A 1,532-nucleotide genomic window follows, 5' to 3' on the forward strand; every position below is an offset into this window, starting at 1 on the left:
TAAAAATATGATTTCATTAACAAAAGAGAATATTCATGAGAAAAATTATATTGATATTATTTTTATCAAATACATTATCTTTAATCACAATATCTGTGAATCCAGTAAATCGAATCCCTGAATAAACTAAGTTGTCGAAATGATTGTTCAAAATCTTAATATTCGAAGGATTTTGAGTAGTAACAGCTTGATAATGCGTACCAATTGCGGTTACCAACTCACCAGACTTATCACTCTTTCCAAAGTATGAATTTTGAATGGTTACATTTTCTGACTTCACACCAGTTTCGTTTAATGCGTACGGGAATCCTTTTCTTGTCATCGGTTCGATTTGAATCGACTCTTTTGTAATCATCGCATTATCTTTAATCGTTTTAGGTAATGCTTGACCTAAGAAACGAGATTGATCCACCAATACATTTTTAGACCCCGCAATTTGAATGGCATGCCCTTGATAACTATCTTTAAACGTTACATTGCGGATAGTGACATTTGAGCTATTCCCAATCGCAAAACCACCAGAAGAATTAATAAACGGTAAATTCTTTGGTTTAGTGCCTTCTTCATTCAAAGCACCATTCATATCAATCGTACCACCCGTAAAACTAATATTTTCTGTTGGCTCCCAGAAAATCTTATCTCCTCCATTAATGAAAGGACCCGTCATAAATACGATTGAAGGACGTCCTTGGAAATTAATTCCGTTAACAATCGTTGCATCATCATGCAAGCGAATATCAATATTACTCTTTAATTGGACCATTTTCTTTACAAGATACGTTCCTTCAGGGAAATATAATTTTCCTCCACCTAGTCCTTGAGATGCAGCATCGATAGCTGCCTGCATAGCTTCATGATCATCCGTAACTCCATCCCCAACTGCACCGAAATCTTTAACATTTAAAGTATCAGTTGTAGGTTGAGCAGCTTCTACCCCATTCGCACTTCTTTCCGATACAGAACGAAGTGCGATAGCTGGTACATTTAGTTTTTCATCATTTGTATCTTTATTTACTTCTTCTACTTTTTCACCAGCATCAGCTTTCTTAGGAGTTTCTACATTTTCTTTTGGAATTGCATTCTCTACCGTAGTTTCTAACTGATTATCCTTTTGAACGGGAGTTTCTTTCGCCTCTTTATCATCCTCTTGAACTTTTTCAGGCGATGTCTCCGTTGTTACTAGCTTGTTTTCTTCTGTAGTTGACTGAGTAGAGGGAGTTACTTCCTCTGCCAATACATTTTGTGCGCCCACAAAGGAAACCGCTAACAAAATTGAGCAAACTCCAACTTTTAACTTACGAATACCAAATACTTTTTTGCCGTCTAAACGTTTCATAATGACCTCCATATTTTCTGACCTAATAGATATTTACTTTTTGACACCGGTGTCATTTTATGACGACTACATCTTATCGCTCGAGCGATTAAATGTCAAGCGTTTTCAAAACTACTTGTTTATATACTAAATCAAAGTAACAAAAAAGAATGCTGCTCTTCAACATTCTTCTTCACGCTATTTTTATTCTTAGTTC

At 35.6% G+C, this 1,532-nt stretch carries 1 protein-coding gene; it reads right to left on the reverse strand.

Annotated elements, in window-relative coordinates:
- Positions 1–16: 16 nt before the first annotated feature.
- On the reverse strand, positions 17–1,336 hold the full coding sequence (locus Q0594_RS08245) for a glycosyl hydrolase family 28-related protein (protein WP_298731156.1): 1,320 nt from the start codon (positions 1,334–1,336) through the stop codon (positions 17–19).
- Positions 1,337–1,532 lie beyond the last annotated feature (196 nt).

The organism is uncultured Granulicatella sp., assembly GCF_938030755.1.
Lineage (GTDB): Bacteria > Bacillota > Bacilli > Lactobacillales > Aerococcaceae > Granulicatella.